The sequence below is a fragment of the Lysinibacillus sphaericus OT4b.31 genome, from assembly GCF_000392615.1.
In the GTDB taxonomy this organism is placed as follows: domain Bacteria; phylum Bacillota; class Bacilli; order Bacillales_A; family Planococcaceae; genus Lysinibacillus; species Lysinibacillus sphaericus_B.
In genome coordinates, this window is the sequence record NZ_KB933398.1 from 1,275,116 (window position 1) to 1,292,897 (window position 17,782).

Consider the following 17,782-nt stretch of genomic DNA (forward strand, 5'->3'; position numbering starts at 1 on the left):
TATAGGTGTACACAATAAAATTTAGTTAATTATAGATTAATGTCATATCTTGATTAACTATGTTTGTATAAAAGTGTACATATTTAGCTGATATAAAATAATGATATATCAAGCTGTGATGTATAAATATTGCTTAATGATAAAGGTATTATGATCTTCGGTTTTTGGACTGAAGATTTTTTTATGTGTAAGGTAATAATTAAATTATTATTGAAAATTCTTAGTAGAAAATAAATCAAATTCATTGTGATATTAATATATTGATAATAGACTTAAATAAGATATTAATGAATGCTAGAAGAGAGGTACGGAAAATGAGTGACAAAGATATTAAGACGCTAATTACAAGTGGAACAATTATTTTAGCTTTTGTATTATATTTGATATTCAAATAAATTTAAGATCTTCAGTTTTAATTTAACTGAGGATTTTTAGTTTTATAAAGGGATATAAATTAGAAAGTAGGGTTTACTTTTGAAGAAAATTATTTTTGCTTTATTCATTTCTACATTGGTTCTGAGTGCATGCACAGAAGAAACTAGTACGAATATTATTGAGAATGAAGATATAGAAGGTCTTATATCATCAACGATAGAAAATGCTGAGAAACACGATGTAAGTAAGTTTGAAGAATATGAGCTAGAAAGTGTAATTGACGGTGATACAATAAGAATAAAATATAACGGCAGCTCTGAAAAAGTTCGTTTTTTACTTGTTGATAGCCCTGAAACTAATCATGAGACATTAGGAGAGCAACCGTACGGACCAGAAGCTAAAGAATTTACTAAGCAACTATTAGCTGGTCAAGATACAGTATATTTAGAATTTGACGTTTCGTATCGTGATAAATATAAAAGACTACTTGCCTATATTTATACCAAAGGGGGTATAAGTGTTCAAGAGCAGTTATTGAAAAATGGATTAGCACGTGTTGCTTATATATATGCTCCAAATACGAAGCACGTAGATTGGTTTAAATCGATTCAAAAAACTGCACAACAGTCAGCTATTGGTATTTGGTCAGTTGAAGACTATGTAACGAATCGTGGCTACGACAAGGATGCTTATTATGTTACTACAGAAAAAAATAAAGATGATAAGAAAACAGAAAATGATAAATCTATTACTAATAATAACAGTTGTGTAATTAAAGGTAATATCAATTCAAAAGGAAATAAAATTTATCATATGCCTGGTCAACGTGATTATGACAATACAATAGCTGAAGAAATGTTCTGCACTGAAGAAGAGGCAGAGGATGGTGGATTTCTCCCAGCAAAACAATAAAATAATTCCAATTTCCTATCTCCTATCTCCTATCTCTATAAAGAAGGGATTTCGGTTTTTCTTGTGGATTAAGAACCTATTAAGTGATAATAAAGTTATTCCATTAAAGGGCATTTCAAGGCCAAATGACGGATTGTAGCTTTGTAAAAAAGATTGATCGTTTATAATAAAGATTGATAATTTGTAATAAAGTTTGATAAAAATCATCTCTTTAGTTATTCTTTGAGATGATTTTTTTATTGGACATTTATGTTAAAACTGATGTTTATCTTGTGAAGAATTGTACTTAAACTAACGGCGCAGCATTCCTGTTTGAAGGATGTTCGAGGTCTTGAAAGAAAAGGAGCCCTCTAGTATGATGCATGAGTGTCAACGACCATTGACCCATCATCAAACAAGGAGGACTCCTTTATGCATTCTAAATTCAAAACACTGTTTATAAATGAAGTGGAAAATTATTTTTTCTTCACCACGGAGTGGTGGAAACCGTTGATACATCAATGTTTATAGAGGGAGGTTAGTTTAAGAAGGTTTATACTGGATTGTATTGTAAATATTAGAATATGGTAAAATAAACCATTGAAAACATATTAAAAGATACGGAAAAATATTGGCGAATTGATAGGAGGTTGAACATATGAATGATAAGAAGAAGGGAAAATTACAAGTCACGGTAATAGTTTTAATGATATTAATATTGGTTGCTGCTTTTGTTTTAATTTTCTTAGGTCATTACAGTATGGCGTTTGTTTTATTTGGAATTTTTATTGTGAGTATTAATTTTATTAGTAATTGGATAGGAATTAAAAATGCAGATTACGTTTATAGAAAAATTCATAAGAATAATGATAAGTGGTAATTACGCTTAAGTACTCCTAAGCTTTTTTTAGAATTAAGTTTGTGAATAAATGTACTTAAACAAACAGGGAGCTTTAGTTTAATAAGGCTCATTTAATTGATCAAACTTTTTTATAAAAATCTCATACTTAGTTAGAAAAATTAACTCCAATTTGATCAATCTTTTTTCAAAATGGAGTTTTTGCATTTGCTAATAAATAAACGTTGAAGAAAATATTTTAATCAATCATTATTCTAAAGCTACACTAGAAAAAAATATTCAAACGAACTTAACAAATGATCAAATGATTGCTATTCAACGCTCTCATAAAATTGGCGTCAAGAATATTAAACAAAGGAAATTAACGGTGAAGGGAGAATAATTGGGGATTTGTGGTATTATATAGTGAGCGAAGAAACAAGAATAAAATTTTCCAACGAGCTTCGCAAACCATTGAAATTACCAATAGAGGGTCCTGCCGACAAAACGCTACAGACCTAATTACTGTAAGACACTTTTTGGAAGGATAAATCAGTTCCTACTTTTATAGAATCGGCTGATATGGTATTTACTTAGGTTATAGTAACAGCTAGGTTTTAATAGCTGAGAATTAGTTGTTGAAAAATTATTATAAAAAATAATTATTTAAAAAAGGAGAGATTTCATTATTTATGTTTAAAAATTTTTTTGGAAAGTGCTTAGTAACTTTTTTGGTTTTACTTTTACTTATCCCTGTTTTTACAAATCAAAAGGCTACAGCTAATTCACTACCTCAAAATGAAATGCGTGCAGCCTGGATTGCAACAGTATCTAATATTGATATGAAGGCAGGTATGAGTAAAACCCAATATACTCAATGGGTTCAAAGTACCTTAGACAAATTAAAAGCTGATAACTTTAATACAGTTATTTTTCAAGTTAAGCCATTAAATGATGCACTGTACCCGTCTAAGCTTGCTCCATGGTCATCGTATATAACAGGCAATACACAAGGGACCAATCCGGGTTTTGATCCATTGCAAATAATGCTGGACGAAGCACATAAGCGAGGATTAGAACTTCATGCTTGGGTAAACCCATATAGGGTCACTATGCCTTCGCAATCTTTGTCTAATCTTGCTGCCGATAATGTAGCCCGTAAAAATTCTAATTGGGTAGTGAAATACGGTAAACAATACTATTTAGATCCTGGTTTGCCGGAAGTTCAAAATTACTTATTATCAACCATAGAAGAATTAGTAAGCAACTATGATATCGACGCTGTACATATGGATGATTACTTCTATCCTTATAAAATAAAAGGAGAGACTTTTCAAGATCAACAAACTTTTAAAAAGTATGGTGGCTCTTTCAATAATATTGAAGACTGGCGCAGAAATAATGTTAATCAATTAGTAAAAAAGGTTTATGCAAGCATTAATGCAATTAAACCTCATGTTCAATATGGAATATCTCCGTTTGGAATTTGGCGAAACAAAGGGCAAGATTCTACTGGTAGTAACACGAATGGAATGAGTAACTACGATGATATTTATGCTGATACAAGACAGTGGATTAAAGATGGAAGTATCGATTATATTGCTCCTCAAATCTATTGGTCCAGAAATCATAAAGCAGCAAGTTACTCTGTTTTATTAGATTGGTGGGGAAGAGAAGTTCAAACGTACGCAAAAGTCCATCCTGTTAATCTATATATTGGCATGGCCGATTATAAAGTTGGAAATGATTCTGATACTGCATGGAATAATAAGACGGAACTTATCAGCCAAGTAATCGCCAACAGAGCAAATAAAAATGCTCAAGGACAAATGCATTTTTCTCTAAGAAGTATTAACAATAACGCTCTTGGATATGCTTCTTATTTAAATCAGCAACTATACAATTATAAAGCTTTAACACCTACAATTTATTGGAAAGGCTCTGCAATACCTTTATGTCCAACTGATGTTAAATTGAGTAAAGAGTCTTTCGGCATGAAGCTTACTATTACAGATAAAAATAGTACTCAACCAAGGAAATATGTAATATACCGATTTGATGGAACAAAAGAAGGATCATATGAAGACGTTAAAAATATAGTAGACGTGGTTTATAACACACAAGGTAATACTGTTTATGTAGATACTATTGCAAATAATAGTAAAGTATACACATATGGTATAAAGTCTATATCTGCTACAGGTGTGGAAAGTAAAACTGCTTTTGTTCTAAAAGATGGAAATCCTTACCAGTACCAATAGAGCCAACACCTGAAGGGCCAGAGCAACCAGAAAAACCTGTAGATCCAAAGCCTAATATTACATTCAACGATATCTCCACGAAAACTGGGCTAAGGACATGATTGAAGACATCGCAGCTCGTGGTATTATCACAGGCTATCCAGACTGCACGTTTCGACCGAATGAACCAATTAAACGTAAGCATAATGCAGTCATGATCGCACGGACTTTTGAGCTAACACTTAAACGAAAGGACGTATCATTTAGTGATGTATCAACGAGTCATCCATACTTATGAGGCAATTACAAGTTTACAATAGGCAGCTATTGTAAACGGTTCAAACGGGGCATTCAGTCCAGATGAATCGCTAACACGTGGACAAATGGCGGAAATACTTGTACTCGCATTTGGTATCCCACCAGCTGGGACAAGCACATTCCAGGACGTTCCAACAACACATTGGAGCTATGACTATATTGCCGCACTAGCATATAACGGCATTGCATTGGGTTACAATGGTAATTTCAGACCAAATCAGGCAGTGACACGTGTACAATTCGTGGCATTTATGTACCGTGTCATGAAATAATCACAACGAAGCACTCTACAAAATTCAAGTTTCAGAATTTTATAGAGTGTTTTATTGTATGCTTTGAAAACCTTCTGCTCAGCAGGGGACTATCAGTGGACGAAGGAATATACGTGACTAAAGAATTATTAAACACAATTTACGAAGAGAATCAAGGCGAGGCGAGTGAACGAATGATGAGAGGGATGGGAAAATGAGCGATACAAGGACCAAATTGATGCTGGATTTGCAAAGAATTGAGAAGGATGAGTATCAGTTACGCGAAGGTGAGCAGCATCAAGATTTATTACCTTTGTTACTTCAATATATTGGTGATCCTCAGCCAGAATTACGGGATAACCTGATATATCCGATGTTTTATATGTGGATTAAGGAAGAGAATAGGTTCAGTGAAGAGGAGTTGCGTAGCCTCTTAACTGTTCTGACTGATGAGAACCATTTGTTCTATAATATTGGCAACGAGGATGATCAGTCAGTTTTTACAAGGACGTTCTCTGCCTTGCCTATCGCTTTGATTGTGCAACGCCACAGACAGAATCCATTTTTCAATCAAGCTGAAATTGAGCAATTGATGCATGCAATGCTCCGTTATTATAAAGAGGAGAAGGATCTGCGAGGTTACCTTTCAGTAGGAGGCTGGGCTCACAGCGCGTCTCACGGTGCAGATGTTTTTGTCGAGCTGGTGCAGTGCGAGGAGAGCAGCGTCGCAATGCTGCGTGAGGTTCTTGTCGCTATTTCTGGCATGCTTCATAATGGTAGACACGTTTTTAGCGATGAGGATGATGAGCGGTTGGTCAACATCGTGGATACGATGATTGAAAAAGAGTTACTTCTACATCAAGAAATCGCTGATTGGATTAGCGGCTTAGCGCAATGCTGCCATTTGCCGAGAAGTCGCAGTCAGGTGATTGCTCGCGTGAACAGCAAGAATTTTTTACGCAGTCTCTATTTCAGAAGGGGACAAGATAGCCGAGGGAATGCGCTTAACATTGTCATGCTTGCTACTGAGGCAAAATTGAACAGGTTTTCTATCAGTTAAAGGATTAGAGGGGCTGTCCCAAAAGTCATGGAAAATTGGCTGAGGGATTGCCCCTTTTTATGTCAAGAAAAACAAAAAGAAACCATCCTTTGGTAAAATGGAAGTGCCACCCACAACGTACAAAAGAAGAGGCAAGTATTCCAGATTTACAAAAATTCCGGTGAGGGTTTGAACATCATTGATTACCAGACAATAGAGATTGAACCAATTAAAAACAGCAAATTAATTTACGGTAAAACTGACTTTGCTAAGCTTGAATCGTATTTAATTAAATGGGGAAGGCCAACGAGTCTTACATAAGCCTTAGTTCTTTGTTTGACACCCTCTGGCATGTTCCTCCATTAAAGGGCGCAATTGTTGAACAACATAGCTGGAAAAAGATCAAACTTTTTTATAAAAAATGTATACTAATTCATAAGAGAAGAATTCATTTTGATCAATCTTTTTTCAAAACGGGTTCTTTTTATTTTACTTAAAATGCGGGTTTGCAAGGTAATTCTGATCAAATTTTATTTTTAAGCTTATCAAAGCTACACATTATTTGTAAAAATTTTAAAAATATTTCTAAAAAACAACTCTATAATATGGTATTATAAAAATGTACCAATAATTTACATAGGAGGTGATATTATGTTAAAAAAGTTAATTTTGCTATTTTTGCTATTATTATCTGTAGTTACTGCTGCTTTTACAATTGATTCGAAAACAGCAGTAGCAGCAGAAGAAGTAGTTGATTCAGAAGAAGTAATTGATTCAGAAGAGGTAGTTAATTCAGAAGAAATAGTTGATTCAGAAGAGGTTACACCTTATTTTATTAATGATTTCCGATATCGAAAGGTAAATGTTAAAACATACAATGAATGGTCGGGTTATAAAAGAGCTTCTGATAATATAACGACAGGCAAAGGAGGCGGTTCTATTACAGCAACCAAAAGTGTCACTTTTGGAACAGATGTATCTGGAGCAATAGATGGACTAGGTATATCAACATCAAAATCTATCACTAGCTCAATAGGATATACATTGAATGCTGACCCTAATACAACCGTTTATATGGGATATAGAGTATATTATAAAGTAGAAACGGGTACTAGAGAGTATTATGATTTAGTAACTGGAAAAGTATTAAAAAGTAATAGCTATACTGTTAAGGTTCCCCAACATGGAGAGTATAAATTAATAAGTGCTAAGTAACAATTAATTGAAACAAGACTAGCTAATATAGTTAGTCTTGTTTCAATTTTGTAGAGAAGAAGTATCCTAATTTTGAAAGTGAATATAGTAAAAAAATAACCATTAAATTTCTGGATATTACATATCCATCAATTGCCAGATCATAACCTTTTGGTATTAAAATATTGCTATTTAACAGAATATATATTGCAGATAATATAGGAATTATAATACATAAAAGTCCTAATAATTTATATTTATTGTCCATAATTTTCTTCACCTCCCAATTTTATTATTCATATTATTCTAACACCTTTCTTTGTCTTTTAAAATTGTAATTTTAGTTATTATTTAACAGTTGTAATGACCAGCCGCCTTTTAGGGGCTTTTTTCTTAAGGAATTGTTATAGCCTTGGAATAGAGTTTGATTAGAATAACTTTCAAATACTCTTTTTGAACCTAATGCAGATTATGCATATGATTATCACTGGACACCTGGACTTGGATATATCTACGCTTCCACAGGTACAATGTTAAGAGTTCAAACGTAGCTCCTAATAGTACTATACGTGATATAAACTATAACGTTAACTCTGCAATTATATCGATGGTGAGTTTTTCAATTAATAATTAATTGTATTATTATAAATTTTCTTTATTGTTAAATTGGTAGGTAAAGACACTAAAATCGAATTTTTATAGTTTGAAAAATTGTAATTATTAATAAATATAGTCTTGATACTTGATATGGCGGAAGGAGAGGAAAATGAAAAAAAAAATAATTATCTTTAATCTATTATTTTGTATAGTAGTTATTTTTGTTAATTACAATTATTTTAATTCTAAATCTCGAAACGCTATCGTATACAACTATGTGGAAAACTATATTGAAACTAACTATGGCATTGGTAGAGAAGATTTAAAATCTGAAGAAAGCAATTACCTAAGAGGAATGGGGTTGTTTGCAATAGAAGTTAAAGATATAGTAACTAAAAATCATTACTTTTTTGAAGTGGATATTAGAGATGACTATTCATTAATTTATATAAAAGATCTTACTGAGGTTCATCGTAAAAATCAAGCTGATTAAAGAAAGTTTATTTCAACAGGTATCAGCAATATTTTGAGGAAGATATAAAGTTTTACAATACAACAATATATCCTGACTTATAAAGCATTCTTGAGAGAGTGCTTTTTTATTATGTTTAAAATTAACTGAATCAATTTCATAAATCATCTTTTTCAAAATTTTAGAAGGCTACTAAATCGATACCTGCATTTTAAGAGAGGAAAAGGGATAGGAATTTGTTGAAGATTAGATCACAGAAAATGACCAAACTTTTTTATAAAAATTAAACAATACTTCACAGAGGAAGAATCCGTTTTGATCAATCTTTTTTCAAAACGGGTTCTATTAATTTAACGTAAGATGTGGGTTTAAGAGGTGTTTTTGATCAAACTTTATTTTAAACCTACAGCAGATATAAAAAGAGGTTGATATTACATCAACCTCTTTTTAATGATTTTTAGGATGCAGCGATTACTTCGCAAGATATATCAAAAAACGAATGAAGAACCTTGATATCATATTTAAAGGATGTGCCTTCGTTGTATAACCATGAAATTATAATTAAGAAAATTATTTTGTATGTGGAAGAAAACCTACATGAACCACTTACTTTGGAAAATATTGCAGCACAATCAAATTTTTCAAAGTATCACTTTCATCGAATATTCCAATCCACGGTTGGCATGACGGTAACTGAATATATTCGGTTAAGAAGATTGGCTAATGCTTCTTCCGCCTTGCTTTACACAAGTGAACGCATTCTTGATATCGCTTTATATTATCAGTTTGAATCACAAGAATCATTTACAAGAGCATTTAAAGAGATTTATAAGCTACCACCTGGCAAATATCGCAGAATGATGTCAGACGTGAATAAAATTAAGGAGGAAACAAATATGGATACAAAGGTGAAAGGTTGGTTTTTAAGTGGATCAAATCCATTTAATTACGAAATGGGAATTGACCATGAAGTTGTTCATCAGGGGAAAGCATCAGGTTATTTAAAATCCAAAACAGTGTTAGATTCAACTGAATTCGCTACCATGATGCAAACATTTAAGGCTAATCAGTTTGTTGGAAAGCGCATTAGACTCTCTTGTTTCATCCGTACGGAAGAGGTAGATACGTACGCTGGAATGTGGATGCGAGTAGACGACACAATGGAAGATGTTCTTCAATTTGATAATATGAGTAATCGCCCCATTAAAGGAACAACAAACTGGAACCATTATTCTATTATTTTAGATGTTCCAACCCAAAGTACTGTTATTTCGTTTGGTATCATTCTGTCTGGACAAGGAACTGTATGGGCAGATCAATTCACTTTTGAAGAAGTGAATGAAAGTATTCCAACAACTAATTTAGAGGTGCATGGTGAACTGCTGGACGAGCCAGTAAATTTATCGTTTTACGAAGAAATATGATTTAAGGAAGGGTGATAACATGGCTAATTCCGGTAAAAAGGCTACTGGGGTTGTATTAAGTATTATAGTTATAATTGCAATTATGGCTGTAAAGTTTGTAGGAATTAACACGCTTGTTCATTACTTAAAGTTTTGGTGAAAATATTGCTTAACTATACCGCAATCGGGCGCAATTCTTGAAGATGAATTGTGCCTTTTTCAGCAATAGGGCCATATTGTTGAGTAACAGTCTTTTAAGAAATGTTACCTAACGACGCTTGTGCAAAAATAATATTGTTGTTTAATTTACAATAGAGTCATTTAAAAAATAATAAAGTTGTTTAAAAATCCTTATTCCACGAACGGAGCAGGTTAGTGGAAGCAATAGTAATTAGGTTTGATTGGGAAAATTGTCGATGATATTAAAAAAGACACCGAAGTGCCTTATGTTTTTCAAATTAAGCATACTGATAAATTGAAATTTAATTACTTAAAATTATGTTTATCTTGGGAGCGAGGTATTTTATCGGTGAGTGTATACAAACCATGTAATGCTTGCTGTTAATAATGCTGACGAAATCAAAGCTGTAAGAACACTATATGTTTGCCAAATAAGTATCGTTGACCAATCGAAAGCACAGCACAGTATACCCAGGGCAATTGTAGCGATCAGGAAAATAACTGTTACGATTATTCTCTTTTTTGTCATTGGCTGCCGCTCATTCGTTTTCCTTCTGCGTAATCCTAAGAGAAATAGCAGAACGGCCAATAGGCAAAGAATAATTGTGATAGACGACAAAATGATATCCAAAAGCTGTGTGCCGCTTATTTCATATGACTGAGTTAGATTGCCGTCTAATATATCTTTAACTTTTAGTACCAGATTTATATTGGTATTTGCACCGTTGCTCAGCAAGCAGACGGCTGTTCGTTCATTTAGCAGTATGGCTACTTCGGTTCTGAAATTTGGATTGCCCCCAGTGTGTTCTATAATCGTTTGTTCGGCGTTTACCGACCAACCTGCCGCATAATACATATCGTTGACAGCGGAAACAGACATATCACCCCTATGTGATTTTTCGATAACCGTGTGGAATATTTCGGGTATGTCCTGCACAATACCCATCTGTATGCCCATCCAACGCGCCATATCTTTTGTATTAGAAATGATGTAGCCTGCGGGTTTATTCCCAGCATAATCCGGAGCTTTAAATGGAGTTGTCATAAAAAAGGAAGAACGGTAGCCCTGTGCCAACTGTCCAGTGGCTTGAGCATCTTCTTTATAAACATACGTCTGGTGAAGACCTAACGGCTGAAATACCTGTTCCCTCATAAAGTCTTCATAGCTTTGTCGCGACACAATCTCAATAACCAAACCCAATACGTCATAATTAACAGTTCCATAGTTATACTGTTCACCGGGAGGGAACGCCAATTCAGCATCTACGAGCATTTCCACAGTCTTTTGCAACATATTCGGTGTATTGCCTTGTGGAATATTTTGAGTATGCCTAATATTTGTTAGACCACTGGTATGATGAAGAAAGTTATTTAGTGTAAGGCTTTGCATATCAACAGGTTTCCCTTGATACTTTAACGTAAACCAAGGTAAATATTTTTGGACAGGGTCAGTCATTGAGAGCAGCCCTTGCTCTTCCAACAGCATAATACCCATACCGGTAAAAGCTTTACTGACCGAGGCTAACTCATAGAGTGTATTTTCACTTGCAGACAACCCCTTTTCACGATCTGCATACCCTGAAGAAAAGTAGAACACTTCATCATCTGCAAGTATTGAGATTGACATTCCCGGCACACCTGATATACGAGAGGCATCATCTAGCAACGCTTGTATTGCCGCAGATTTCGAATCTGACAACGCATAACTTTGTGTTACGAATCCTGAGAATAATATTAATATCGTTAATACAAAAACAATAATCTTTTTCATAAACTCTCCTTTTCGAAAAATTATAAGAGAATAATATAAATAACCTACTTTTACAACTACTAAACTAAATTTTAATTTAACTTTCTATTCACCTATATAATATCAAGTAATTGTGAAGAGTTACAATCGGGCCCGATTCTGTATTAAGAATCAGCGCTCGTTTTCGTTAAAGGGCCAGATTGTGGAATAATCTAAGATCATATTTAAAGGCTTTTTTAGGGGTCCCGTCAGGGGATTTACAACGTTAAGAAAATTTAATGTGAAATAGCCGAATTCCAATGGCTTTGGAATCCGGCTTAGGTCCTTATTTACTTTTATTTAAAGGAACGACCAATTCTAGTTCCTTTATTTCTTCACTAAAACCTTCACTATTTGTATGACTTGGCTTGAGTGTTAATGATTTTGGTATCGTATCCATTGGAGGCAAAGTCAGTACCATATGATGACCATAGTTCCCAGCCATGCCTGCTTGTAGTTTCAGTTTATCATATACATGACCATTATCATCGACTACAGAGAAATCAAACCATGGCCAACTATCGTTTTCATCCATTTCAGTAGGGTAATCAATCGTTAGGTCTATTCTAGTTGATAGAGGTGAAAATGTTACTTTGTCGGCCGTTAATGTATAAACTTCATCAACCGTTTCAGTTGTAACTTCTGGATAAAACTCAAATACATCACCTTTTATTTTTTCAAGTGGGAAAGCCACCTTCAACTTGCCCTCATAGCCAAATAAATCTTCTCCATGGACCGCAATCTCAATTTTATCTCCATATTCATTATAATTAGAAAAAGTAAATTGATGATGTTCAATTATTGTTTTCGAGTTTATGTCATCTTGCCCTGTTGAACCAATCGCTGGTTTAACTGGTTGTCCATTAATTGTTATATAATTAAAGCCGACAATTTCTTCTTTCATCGAAAGTTCTTTTTCTCCTGTGTAAACTAATGTTACGATTAACCGGCTGCCATCATAAGCTGCTTCTTTTACAGTCATTGTTAAGCCATTTTTACTATCTTGTTTATCAATTACTGTCGTAAGTTGATCGTGTTCAATTTTATCTGAGGCAATGTCTCTAAAGTCCTTATAAATTGGACCGATTAGGGGGATATTTGATAATGCTTCTGCCATGCCTGTTGAAACAAATCCAGAACCGAGCAAAGTAATACATAACCCACACGCAACCAAGAGTGACCGTTTTGAGGTTCTTACTTTTCTTTTTTTCTTGGCTTGAAAGATAGCCGTCTTCTCCCTTGCCATTAGCTTTTCAATAGGTACATTTATGTTGTTGATAGATTGATTGAATTTGTCTTTATTCATAAAGATAGCCCTCCTTTAAAATGGGTCTTAGCTCTTTTTTCGCTCTATTTAAGTGTGATTTCACGGTTCCTTCCGGATAATTCATTATGGTGGCAATTTCCTTAATAGACAGATCATGATAATACCTCAACAAAATAATGGTCTTAACAGTAGGATTTAAGAATTTAAAGGCTTCTGATAAATCCATCGAATGCATAATAAAATCAACATTTTCAGAAGCGATTAATTCAGTAAAGATTTCCTCATTATCTGTAGTAAAATGGTGGGATTCTTTCCGAATAAAATCAATCGATTTAAAAACTAGAATTTTTGTAATCCAACTCGAAAAACTTTCAGGCTTTTTTAATGTCTTTATTGAAATATAGGCAGTATAAATAGTTTCTTGATAGACATCAAGAGCATCTTGTTCATTTCTAACGTACGCATAGGCTGTTCGGTACAGCTTTTGTCGAACAGAACCTATCAGTTGTTCAAATGATTCATCATCACCCTTTTTTGCTTTTTTTACTAATTTTGCTATATCCATTTTGGTTCTCCTCTCCGTTACACAATAAAGTCGAATGAGGAAGTAAATCGGTTGCAAAATAATTAAACACATTAAAATTGTTATACATTATCTTTTTCCATTTCCTTTAGCCTACGATAAAATGCCGCCTGACTGATTCCTGTAATTGTACATATCTCCTTTACAGTTTTATCGGAGTATTACGTAATTCAATAGCATGATTCTTATGCTTAAAATCTGTATTTTTTTAACTCTTCCTCGATATTACCATTTTGCTTGCCCAATTTAATTCCTGAATGTTGCTTCTCTTTAATCATTTCACTATCTAGTTCACTAAAGTCTGCTGCCATTACCGTTAAGAAAAATTTACTAGTTGGTGTTCTGGTATCAATTCCTAAGTTTAAAATAACAAAGTGTATGTCTCTTTCTCGGAGTTGTTCAACTAATTGCTGTAGCTGAACAAATCGGTACCTTATTCAACAATCGGGCGCTTTAATGGAGGAAATATCATAGAAATGATCAAACTTTTTTATAAAAGAATGATTCAATAAAATATATTAAGAGCGTGATTTGATTAATCTTTTTTCAAAACACGCTCTTTCTTTTTGCATGTTTATCAAGGCTATTAGTATTAATTTGATCAATCTTTATTCTAAAGCTATAATTGGGCTCTTTTTATATTTACTTATAGTGCAAAATAACTCATAAAGTGACAGACGGGATTGTAATAAGAAAGGTATTGCATTCCCAAAACCTATTGTTTTGGCAGGCCTCAGTGTTGGTATACTACATAGTTACTATACAATGATATTTAGGAAAAAAAGCGATATATAACAAACTATATCTTCATAACAGGTCATTCTATGTGCTATTTTTAAATGCTCCGGAAACATACAAAAAGACAACTCATCCTATTTTAGAATGAGTCGTCTGAAATTTTCACGTTCCTAAAAAATGAGGGGGGTTTTAGGCGCGTAATCATGAATTAGCAAACTTCTGGAGAAAAGTAGCTAAAGTTCATCCTCTCTACACTGTTTTGTAGAGGAGGAATAATCTTTATATGATAATGATAATCATTATCAACTTGGTTGTCAACAATAATCAAATAATTTTTTTATCTTCATTCAGTCAAAGTCTCCCACCTCCCAAATTCTTTCTGAATCAGAGCGCGAATATACGCCCTACCAACGGGTTGCAGCTATTGGATATTCTCTTGGGGATATTTTGTCACTGGGCATCCAACCAATTGGCGTCTATACAGAAATTATAATCACTGTCTCTTACAATAATTTATACCTTCAGATGGGAACCCTACTTCGAAGGGTACTTCTTGTGAAAGACATTTTGATACTGTTCTTTTTAAAGAAATGCCTGAAGCATCTGTAAATATTAGAAAAAAGTTATTGTTTAATGAGATAGAAGGATTAAATTATATAACTTCTGATGGAAATATTCTTCGTCCTTACCCTGATATAGATATTAACTACCATCAGACTGTTAGTCCTGATAGACAGTTTATTTCTTTTACTCCTTTAAAGGCACTGAAAAAGAATTTAGAGGTAGATATGCAATTTATGATGTTGAAACAAAAGAAACGGTAGCAGGCTGAAATACTTATATGCCAATGTCTCCAACTTACAAGGAACACTTACGATAAAGAAGGATAAATTTAGAGCCAGAAAAATAGCAAAAAGGTTGTGGGTGCTTTAGTACCTAGGGAATCTGTTAGGGTATCCGAATGGTGGATAGCCAAACGATGGATTCCTAAATGGAGGATAACCATACGAAGGATAGCCAGAAGGCATCCTGAAAACCATCATAGAAAAATTACATGTGCTATGTATCAACAGCGACAGCGATTATTGCTTTCAAAAAGAAGTTAATTGAAACCACTCCAAATGAATATCTTTTCCTTCGAAATATACAAACTTTATATTGAAATCTTTGAAATGTAAGAATTGTAAAAATATTCATAATATCTTATTATAGTACTGTAAATGCTTTGATTGAAAAGTGAGGAGGATGAAGGTGCTAAGAGCTTTAAAAGTAGGTCTAGTTATTGAGCGAGCGAATCGGAAAAACTTAGTCGCACTAGTCGCTGTTGTTATTATCGTTTTTGGCTTTATGTTTTATATAAATGCACAAGCCGTTGGTAATCAAATTGTCGAGAAAAAGGGTGATTATTATTCAGCACAAGCTATACTTTCAAAGTTTCAAGTTAAAGATGCTTTAGAAACAGGAGACGGAAGCGACTTATATAAAAATTTAGTTAAACAAAAAAGCAATATTGCTTTACAAATAGCTGCATTAACGATGGACAAACAATCTATGTATTATGAGACTTCACTTCAACTCGCACAATTAAGACAAGAGGCATTCGAATTAGAAGGATATGAAAATGTTGCAGGATTATTACCTTCTAAATTGCAAAATTCTATGGACTATCTTTATTTTAAGAGGATGATTGATGAGGGAAAGGATACAATATCCGATTTATTTCAGTACATGCCGTTTTTATTATTTTTCTTTGTACACGTTGGAGCAGGCTGGTACATATTTATTAGCTTCCATACAAGTTCTATTTTACTTGATGACTTTGAGCATTCTAGTATAATTCAGGGCTTTCCTGTCCGATTTGATCACTATATTTTATCTAAATGCATTATTGCTTTTTTATCCATAGTTACAAGCATTTTGCTCATTTTTATTTGTGCAATTCCATTGTGGATCATAAATGGACTTGGAAACCCATTAGAGCCTGTAGGGATATATGTAGGAAATGCCACATTAATATCTACGATTCAATATATTGCTATGAGCGTTGGTTATATGATGGTAATTTCAATTTTTGTAATGCTGTTGTCGATTATTTTAAATGTGTTATTAAAAAATATGTATTTAACATTATTTGTACACTTTATTCTATTCTTTTTACCGATGATTTTTCCATCTCTTATTAGTTTAATCCCCTATAACCCTTTTAATTTCATGAACTTCAATGATATTTTACGAGGCTTACCGGTAGATTTAGCGAAGCCTGTTGATATTACTATGAGTTTAGGCTTAATCATCATATGTATAAGTATTATTTTAATGTTATTCGTTATTAAAACATTTTTCACAACAGGAAAAATCAGTAGGGCATAGGGGAGGTATTATAAGCATGTGGAATTATTTTAAATTTGAATTCAAGCAGTTTTTTACGAATAAAAAAAACTTAGCAATATATATTTTGCTTGCTTTTGCAACCTTTTTTTATGTATTTAAAATAGCGCCAACTTACAATCCGATTGAAAGTGTTGATTATGAAGAAATTGAGGCGCGCTATTTAACACGTCAGGAATTTTTAGATCATATGGAGGGACAAGATTTAAATGATGTTCATCCTTCCGTTATTTATGCTATTGAAATATTTAAGGAAATAAACCCTATAGATAAAAAAAGATTAGATGCATTAGATGAGGGAAGTTTTAAAAAATATGCAGATTTAACTCGCGACTGGTACTACTTTACGAATTCGATTACATATAGAAATGAGGCATTTTCATATAACTCAAAGTATTTTATAAAAAATAACAAGTATGCAGAAGATGATGCCTTCTACGCCTATTTAGAGCAGGCTGTCCGTTATGATACTTATTCGAAAGCAGATTATGAGTTATCATTGGAAATTTTTGAACAACGTACAGCTCTTCAAACGTTCGAACGCTTATTAAAGGGAGTACTTCCAATTATTTTAATTGTCTGTGTACTTCTTTTATCAATTGATATTGTTAAAAAAGATCAACGTCATCAATCTATTTTAAAGGGATTTCCAATTAGTGATTGGAAAAAGCTACTTGTGAAAATGTTAGTTGCACTACTAGGTAGCGTGGTATTATTTGTTCCGCTTATAGTTGGCATCTGTATTATAGGCTTACAATCCGGTTTTGGGAATTTCAATTTACCATCTCCTGTGTATGCAGCTCATCTCGATTGGCGTGTGAAAGGTAAATTTGAAATGATGATATTAGGTACGTTTTTAGAACAATCCATAATTTTGCTTTTTACCTGGTTTATCGTCATTATCAACGTTGTGCTATTATGCAGTATTATATTCCGCAGTGAGATGGTAAATTTCGTTGTTGGCTTGCTCCTTATTTTTGGCGAGAATTTTTATTCCACCCGTTACGTCGGCTATTTTTGGGACGTTCAATACTATCCGACATCTTACATTCAAGTAGGTCAAATTATTTCAAAAAGGCGAAATTTTTATTATATGAACGATCATTTAGATTTTATTTTAGGATTCCAGCTGTTACTTGGACTAGCAGGGGTTGTCATTTTTTTAATGATACTTATTTCATTGAATAGGCGATATAAGCTAATTAAATAGGAGGGGTAA

14 protein-coding genes and 1 pseudogene are annotated in these 17,782 nt (G+C 33.3%); 11 read left to right on the plus strand and 4 right to left on the minus strand.

All coding sequences use genetic code 11. The features are described from left to right. Positions 1 to 474: 474 nt before the first annotated feature. From H131_RS05740 to H131_RS05780, 9 genes are all read left to right on the plus strand, one after another. Positions 475 to 1,287: a thermonuclease family protein gene (locus H131_RS05740; protein ID WP_010858135.1), complete on the plus strand. Its 813-nt coding sequence runs from the start codon at positions 475 to 477 to the stop codon at positions 1,285 to 1,287. A 637-nt stretch (positions 1,288 to 1,924) separates the two neighbouring features. Beyond that, positions 1,925 to 2,146, plus strand: coding sequence for a hypothetical protein (locus H131_RS05745; protein WP_010858136.1), 222 nt, complete (start codon positions 1,925 to 1,927; stop codon positions 2,144 to 2,146). 650 nt (positions 2,147 to 2,796) lie between these two features. Further along, a complete protein-coding gene (locus H131_RS05750) occupies positions 2,797 to 4,365 on the plus strand; it encodes a glycoside hydrolase family 10-like protein (RefSeq protein WP_010858137.1) in 1,569 nt (522 codons plus the stop codon). A 97-nt stretch (positions 4,366 to 4,462) separates the two neighbouring features. After that, entirely contained in the window at positions 4,463 to 4,642 is a 180-nt protein-coding gene (locus H131_RS23025) for an S-layer homology domain-containing protein (protein WP_010858138.1), read from the plus strand. Between the two features lie 85 nt (positions 4,643 to 4,727). After that, positions 4,728 to 4,934, plus strand: a complete 207-nt coding sequence (locus H131_RS23030) for an S-layer homology domain-containing protein (RefSeq protein WP_010858139.1) — start codon at positions 4,728 to 4,730, stop codon at positions 4,932 to 4,934. 193 nt (positions 4,935 to 5,127) lie between these two features. Continuing rightward, the gene (locus H131_RS05760) at positions 5,128 to 5,973 is read left to right on the plus strand and encodes a DUF2785 domain-containing protein (protein ID WP_010858140.1); all 846 of its coding nucleotides are present in this window, start codon (positions 5,128 to 5,130) and stop codon (positions 5,971 to 5,973) included. Between the two features lie 630 nt (positions 5,974 to 6,603). Beyond that, entirely contained in the window at positions 6,604 to 7,167 is a 564-nt protein-coding gene (locus H131_RS23035; protein ID WP_010858141.1) for a hypothetical protein, read from the plus strand. Positions 7,168 to 7,912: 745 nt separating this feature from the next. After that, positions 7,913 to 8,236: a signal transduction histidine kinase gene (locus tag H131_RS05775; protein WP_010858143.1), complete on the plus strand. Its 324-nt coding sequence runs from the start codon at positions 7,913 to 7,915 to the stop codon at positions 8,234 to 8,236. A 518-nt stretch (positions 8,237 to 8,754) separates the two neighbouring features. Next, on the plus strand, positions 8,755 to 9,639 hold the full coding sequence (locus tag H131_RS05780; protein ID WP_010858144.1) for a helix-turn-helix domain-containing protein: 885 nt from the start codon (positions 8,755 to 8,757) through the stop codon (positions 9,637 to 9,639). Positions 9,640 to 10,141: 502 nt separating this feature from the next. On the opposite strand, the gene H131_RS05785 is transcribed toward H131_RS05780, so the two are convergent. The 4 genes and pseudogenes from H131_RS05785 to H131_RS26070 all read right to left on the minus strand — a co-directional run. After that, entirely contained in the window at positions 10,142 to 11,569 is a 1,428-nt protein-coding gene (locus H131_RS05785) for a serine hydrolase domain-containing protein (protein ID WP_010858145.1), read from the minus strand. 304 nt (positions 11,570 to 11,873) lie between these two features. After that, positions 11,874 to 12,893 (minus strand): DUF4179 domain-containing protein, encoded by a 1,020-nt coding sequence (locus H131_RS05790; protein ID WP_010858146.1) that lies wholly within the window; start codon positions 12,891 to 12,893, stop codon positions 11,874 to 11,876. Further along, a complete protein-coding gene (locus tag H131_RS05795) occupies positions 12,886 to 13,419 on the minus strand; it encodes a sigma-70 family RNA polymerase sigma factor (RefSeq protein ID WP_010858147.1) in 534 nt (177 codons plus the stop codon). Before H131_RS05795 ends, H131_RS05790 begins: the two co-directional genes overlap by 8 nt. Positions 13,420 to 13,499: 80 nt before the next feature. Continuing rightward, positions 13,500 to 13,859 (minus strand): annotated as a pseudogene (locus H131_RS26070) (recombinase family protein); the annotation flags it as partial. A 1,561-nt stretch (positions 13,860 to 15,420) separates the two neighbouring features. Between H131_RS26070 and H131_RS05810 the strand changes: the two are divergent. Both H131_RS05810 and H131_RS05815 read left to right on the plus strand, forming a co-directional pair. After that, positions 15,421 to 16,545 (plus strand): ABC transporter, encoded by a 1,125-nt coding sequence (locus tag H131_RS05810; RefSeq protein ID WP_196228867.1) that lies wholly within the window; start codon positions 15,421 to 15,423, stop codon positions 16,543 to 16,545. A 16-nt stretch (positions 16,546 to 16,561) separates the two neighbouring features. Next, a complete protein-coding gene (locus H131_RS05815; protein WP_010858152.1) occupies positions 16,562 to 17,773 on the plus strand; it encodes an ABC transporter permease in 1,212 nt (403 codons plus the stop codon). The last annotated feature ends 9 nt before the right edge of the window (positions 17,774 to 17,782 follow it).

What these genes read in the sequence shown, in the direction of transcription:
- H131_RS05745 (WP_010858136.1), top strand. Translation starts at nt 1,925, where the DNA reads ATGAATGATAAGAAGAAGGGAAAATTACAAGTCACGGTAATAGTTTTA.
- H131_RS05750 (WP_010858137.1), top strand. Translation starts at nt 2,797, where the DNA reads ATGTTTAAAAATTTTTTTGGAAAGTGCTTAGTAACTTTTTTGGTTTTA.
- H131_RS23025 (WP_010858138.1), top strand. Translation starts at nt 4,463, where the DNA reads ATGATTGAAGACATCGCAGCTCGTGGTATTATCACAGGCTATCCAGAC.
- H131_RS23030 (WP_010858139.1), top strand. Translation starts at nt 4,728, where the DNA reads ATGGCGGAAATACTTGTACTCGCATTTGGTATCCCACCAGCTGGGACA.
- H131_RS05760 (WP_010858140.1), top strand. Translation starts at nt 5,128, where the DNA reads ATGAGCGATACAAGGACCAAATTGATGCTGGATTTGCAAAGAATTGAG.
- H131_RS23035 (WP_010858141.1), top strand. Translation starts at nt 6,604, where the DNA reads ATGTTAAAAAAGTTAATTTTGCTATTTTTGCTATTATTATCTGTAGTT.
- H131_RS05775 (WP_010858143.1), top strand. Translation starts at nt 7,913, where the DNA reads ATGAAAAAAAAAATAATTATCTTTAATCTATTATTTTGTATAGTAGTT.
- H131_RS05785 (WP_010858145.1), bottom strand. Translation starts at nt 11,569, where the DNA reads ATGAAAAAGATTATTGTTTTTGTATTAACGATATTAATATTATTCTCA.
- H131_RS05790 (WP_010858146.1), bottom strand. Translation starts at nt 12,893, where the DNA reads ATGAATAAAGACAAATTCAATCAATCTATCAACAACATAAATGTACCT.
- H131_RS05795 (WP_010858147.1), bottom strand. Translation starts at nt 13,419, where the DNA reads ATGGATATAGCAAAATTAGTAAAAAAAGCAAAAAAGGGTGATGATGAA.
- H131_RS05810 (WP_196228867.1), top strand. Translation starts at nt 15,421, where the DNA reads ATGAAGGTGCTAAGAGCTTTAAAAGTAGGTCTAGTTATTGAGCGAGCG.
- H131_RS05815 (WP_010858152.1), top strand. Translation starts at nt 16,562, where the DNA reads ATGTGGAATTATTTTAAATTTGAATTCAAGCAGTTTTTTACGAATAAA.